This window comes from Phytobacter sp. V69 (assembly GCF_965644215.1).
GTDB lineage: Bacteria > Pseudomonadota > Gammaproteobacteria > Enterobacterales > Enterobacteriaceae > Phytobacter.
On sequence record NZ_CBFFRL010000263.1, the window covers coordinates 1 to 5,261 of the forward strand.

At 45.2% G+C, this 5,261-nt stretch carries 3 protein-coding genes and 1 pseudogene; 2 read left to right on the plus strand and 2 right to left on the minus strand.

The window, feature by feature from the left end:
• Window positions 1-50: 50 nt before the first annotated feature.
• Complete coding sequence (locus tag ACSZPU_RS23065; RefSeq protein WP_499003605.1) at window positions 51-344, minus strand: sensor histidine kinase; 294 nt, start codon at window positions 342-344, stop codon at window positions 51-53.
• Between ACSZPU_RS23065 and ACSZPU_RS23070 the strand changes: the two are divergent.
• A pseudogene (locus ACSZPU_RS23070) lies at window positions 332-2,095 on the plus strand (molybdopterin dinucleotide binding domain-containing protein); the annotation flags it as partial. The gene ACSZPU_RS23065 and the pseudogene ACSZPU_RS23070 sit on opposite strands and share 13 nt — an antisense overlap.
• A 272-nt stretch (window positions 2,096-2,367) precedes the next feature.
• On the opposite strand, the gene ACSZPU_RS23075 reads toward ACSZPU_RS23070, so the two are convergent.
• Window positions 2,368-2,772 carry an H-NS family histone-like protein gene (locus tag ACSZPU_RS23075; RefSeq protein WP_499003608.1) on the minus strand — a complete coding sequence of 135 codons (405 nt, stop codon included), beginning with the start codon at window positions 2,770-2,772 and terminating at the stop codon, window positions 2,368-2,370.
• A gap of 1,223 nt (window positions 2,773-3,995) precedes the next feature.
• Between ACSZPU_RS23075 and ACSZPU_RS23080 the strand changes: the two genes are divergently transcribed.
• Entirely contained in the window at window positions 3,996-4,199 is a 204-nt protein-coding gene (locus ACSZPU_RS23080; protein ID WP_262941633.1) for a helix-turn-helix transcriptional regulator, read from the plus strand.
• The last annotated feature ends 1,062 nt before the right edge of the window (window positions 4,200-5,261 follow it).

Below are 5,261 nucleotides of genomic sequence, written 5' to 3' on the forward strand. Positions count from 1 at the left end.
CGTAGCGAGCCATAGTTCAATATGTTGTTGAAAAAGACAGTTACTATAACTCAGGTGATTAAGGGACACAGCCTAATCTCCCCGTTCACGCTGTGAAGCAGCCGTTGGCAGATAACCAGACCCAGGCCGTCACTTTTTGTTGAGTTAAACGGCTGGAAAAGTGCGGGCAAATGTTCCGGAGATATCCCTCCGGCGTCATCCTGAATATTGATTGTGTGTTGCCCGTGGGTGCTGATGATATCTATCCAGACCCTTGATGCGCCTGCCTGCACCGCATTTAAAATAATATTCGCCACCACCTTTTCAAATAAAACGGGAGGAAGGGTAATAAAAACGGGCCGCATTACGGGTCAGCCAGCCGGTGACGTTGCATGACGGGTCTGTCGTGACGGTGAAAAGCAGCTTTCAGTGCCTGCAAGAAGCCGCCGAACGGCAAACGCTCGAGCAGTACAGCGCGCTGTGCGGTGTGCCGGTAAAACAGATTATCGCTTTGGCGCAGGCCTTCACCAGCCACGGCCGGAAAGCGGCGGTGGTTACACACGGCGGGATGATGTCCGGCAATGGTTTCTATAATGCCTGGGCGGTCATGATGCTGAACGTCCTGCTGGGCAATATGAGTCTTAAAGGCGGTGTCTTTGTCGGGGGCGGTAAATTTAACGGTGAAAGCAATGGTCCGCGTTACAACATCGAACAGTTCCCTGGGAAGGTGGCCCCCAAAGGGTTGAACATTGCCCGCAGCAAAGCAGACTACAGCAAATCGGATGAGTATCAGGAGAAAGTCGCCGAAGGGCGGTCGCCCTGGTCGGCGAAAGCATCGTGATATCCTTTTGTCGCCGGGCAACTGACCGAGCTGCTGCCTTCTGCGCTGGACGGATATCCCTATCCGCTCAAGGCGTGGATCTCCAATATGACCAATCCGTTGTATGGCGTGCCCGGACTTCGTGCCGTGATTGAAGAGCGTTTAAAGGATCCTCAACGATTGCCGCTGTTTATTGCCATTGATGCCTTTATGAATGAAACGACGGCGCTGGCGGATTATATCGTTCCGGATACGCACAACTTTGAAAGCTGGGGTTTTAGCGTGCCCTGGGCAGGCGTGGCCAGCAAGACGACAACCGCGCGCTGGCCAGTTGTTACCCCGGCAACGTCGAGAACCGCGCAGGGCGACCCGGTCTGTATGGAGGCGTTCTGTATTGCGGTGGCGAAACGTATGCTGCTGCCGGGGTTTGGCGAGAATGCCATTGCCGACAATGACGGGGCGACCTGGGCTCTGAATCGGGCGGAAGATTACTATCTGCGCGTGGCGGCCAATATTGCCTTTACCGGGCAGGCTCCTTTACCTGCGGCGACCGATCAGGATGTGGCGCTCTCGGGCGTAGACCGCATTTTCCCGGCGATTAAACAAAGCCTCAAAGCGGATGAAATCCTGCCGGTGGCCTTCCTTTATAGTCGGGGAGGGCGTTTTGCTCCCGATGCCTCAGGCCGTAAAGGTGACGCTGTAGGGGCGGAATGGGCGAAGCCGCTACAAATCTGGAATCCACAGGTAGCGGCACATCGCCATGCGGTTACCGGCGAACGCTTTAGCGGCTGCCCAACGTTTTATCCTGCTCGCTTATCTGACGGGCGAGCGCTGGAAGAGATATACCCGGAATCACAATGGCCGATGAAGCTAATGTCATTTAAATCGAACCTGATGAGCAGCTCTTCAACGGTTATTCCACGATTACATCATGTGAAGCCTGTCGGGCTGGTGGCAATAAACCCACAGGACGGTGAGCGTTTTGGTATTGAACATGGTGACACTGTGCGAATAAAAACGCCCGGTGGCAGCGTAGACGCGCAGGTGAGTTTATTATCCGGCGTAATGCCGGGCGTTGTGGCAATGGAACATGGTTACGGGCATAAAGAGATGGGCGCACGTCAACATTGGCTCGATGGTGAACCGATAGCGCATCAAAAGTATATTGCGTCGGGTATTAATCTTAATGATCTGGGTTTTCAGGATCCGACCCGAAATGTTATTGGTCCCTGGCTTGACTGGGTTACCGGATCGTCTGTTCGTCAGGGGCTGCCAGCATATATAGAAAAGCTATAGTTTTTTATTGTAACGAAAAGTCGAGGATGTCATGTCGGTTAAATAGCCTTGCTGTTACGGGGTGCATATATGTTGAGGGTATGTTGATAGTGTATCATGCAGTGCGACAATGCGCGGGGTACGCGTGTGGGTTTTTATTCGCGGTAACGGTGATTAAGATTATTCTGCGGCTGGCTGGCAATTACCTTGCGCCGTCTGCGGGATGGTCGATGCGCTATATAAAGGATTTCATAGCGTTGCGGGGGAGGAGTTTCCTCCCCCAGGTCTGGAAATTAGATTGCGAAATCTTCCAGTTTTTTGCCTTTCTCAAGTGCGGAGGTAATCGCTTTAGGTGTACGGCCCTGGCCGGTCCAGGTTTTTTCGCTGCCGTCTTCGTCGATATATTTGTATTTAGCCGGACGAGGTTCACGAGTTGATTTCGTTTTGGTCGCCTGACCTTTTAAGGAAGAGAGCAGCTCTGCCGGATCAATGCCTTCCTCAAGAAGTTTCACACGAAAGGCTTCGAGCTTCGCTTGCTTATCTTCGAGTTCCTTACGTTGAGAGGCTTCTTCTTCACGGCGTTCTTCAACGATGACTGTGAATTTTTCGAGAATATCTTCAAGATATTCCAGGCTAACTTCACGCGTCTGAGCACGCAGTGTGCGAATGTTGTTTAAGGCTTTCAGTGCTTCTGACATTTGCAGATCCTTTTACTTGAATTTGGTGGTGTTTCGAATTGCTTCTTTGCGAATAGTTCCTGGAAACCAAAAGAGCGTATCACTTTTGTTTCTCAGACGGACACACTCTATATACCGCCTATGCAAAATAATTTATAGCAAAACATGAATCAAAATGTCTGACTTTTAGTGTCATTACTGATTTTTTTCTAAGCAGACTATTTTGTCGCCCAGTAAAAAGCATAACCATGTCCTGCTAACGTTATCGATTCTACCCATAATCATGATAGAAATCCCCTTTTGTTGCAGGTGTTTTTTTCTACCGATAAGCGATCTCGCCGGTAATTGACCGTCATATTTTGCTTATATTCGAAATAGAATGAGAGAGATTTGTGCGCTTTGTCGCGAATTCTAAATCATGCCGCACCGTCTTTTCAGTCAGATCGGTTGCGATATCAAAACGAGTTTTACTGGATAAATGGCGCCGCCAACCACATGGAATCGCGTTTTAAGAAATATCATATGCGGGTTATCTTCTCTTTACGCTTTTTACTATTAGTTGATAGCCTGGCGGTATTGGTTGTTTTTACACCGCACTGATGGTTCCTTTATTAAAAGACAAAGGAAACGGGCGCAATGCTATACGCAGGACACAAAAAAACCCGCAAAACTTTCGTTATGCGGGTTTTCAGGACTTCGTATCAGGCTCTGGTGACCAGCTGGCGTCCCTGTGTTTTATTTCGCATTATTTTGATTTTTATTGTTATTTTTGTAATTAATTTCACTCAGGGTTCAATAAAGGGTCCTAAAAAGGCGTAAGCACTGATTTTAGTTTCTCCAGAGTTAAAATCTTCAACATTGTGGACGGTGAGGAGTTGAACTCAAGCAACAAAATCCATCAGGTTCAGAGGCTTTTTACCACAGGCACAATGGTAAACGTTTTACCACGAACCAAGTGTCCTCTAAGTGCCAAGCAAGAAGGATAGAGTGAAATCCGGCAGAATTATACGTGGATTTGTTTAACTCATTGATAAACATATTTTTATTAAAAAAACTCTTATGGAGTGTAATATTAGCACTTTTTGCAAAAGCCCTTCAAAGCCTACGCTGGCTTGCTTTCAAAATCCCTCTTACAAACCTGCCTAAAAATGCACCACGTCTTGATCAATTCGTGCTTTTTGAGAGTTGATCGTCATAAGCGATCTGAAGATACTGCATCTATCAAAACAACGAAGGAAAAAAATATGAAAAAAACAAAAAGATTTATGCGATTACCCGAGGTTCTTGAAAGAACTGGATTAAGCAAACCTTGGATTTATCGGCTGATCGGTAGAGGTGAATTCCCTTCTCCTATAAAGTTGGGTGGAAGAGCAATAGGCTTTATTGAAAGTGAAATAGATGAGTGGATTGACCAAATGATTTACTCGTCTCGTAATAAAGCAGCGTGATTTGGTTTGTAGAGTGTTTAGGGCCAAGTATGAATAATAAGTCCATATTAAACTAAAGGTCAGATGTATATCTGACCTTCATTTATTCCAGCATTAATAATGATGCTGTGAAATATTTCTTTATTTCTATTGACTATTAAAATATAAGATCTATAAAAAGTAAAGATACAAAAAAAGCCAGATATTAAATCTGACTTTTTAAGGACTAAAAAAGTTTTCGCTGACTTTTTTGAGTCTTGTAATCAGTTAGAGGATTAACGTGATTACAAATATAATAAAGTATTAAATAATCTTTTCATATTTGTCAAATCTAAATCTGAGCTTTTTACAAGTCTTTTAAATACCACTTCCAGAATCTTTAATGTCCTCGAAAGCAATCAAATTTTAAACCTTTGTATCAGGTCTGCATATGTGGAGCAATTGAGCGCGAGTCGCTAATAAGAGATGTCCGTATGTTTTGTTGGTTGTAGGTATAGAAGGGGAAGCGACGTAATACCAACCCGAAGCGAAGTTCTAAACAGATAAGTGAAGTTGTATATGGAATAGCTATGAGAAAGCCCTACCTTTGTTGGCAGCATAAATAGGGGATAACAATTCATTAATCTGCATGAACGAATCTGGGGGTGTCGTAGGGTGTCCTACATTGGAAACGATGTAGAGCTTTAAGCCAGATCAACTTGGGTGAAGTCATATTTTTCATCTTGGTTTTCGCCAATCTTGATAGATTTTCAACAAAATAAGTTGAAAATTTCAGGAGGCGAAGCCTTGGATGAAGTCCCCTTTTCGGGGGCGAACACAAGGCAGTATATAACTCTCAGTAAGGCTGTTCTTGTTTATAGCAAAGGTGCCTTTTTTTATGGCACCAATAAAATATAAAGTAGAACTAGATCTAAAAAAGATACAGGGCGAAGCCTAATAAAGTAAAAAGAAAACCATATCTAAAAAATATAAAAAAAGTCTCGCGCCAGATATCCCGCCATAGAACTTCGCGAATTCAGATAATAAGTGCAACGCTCGGACATGATTGTGGAGAGTGTAGGAGGAAGGGTTAACTACCGATAA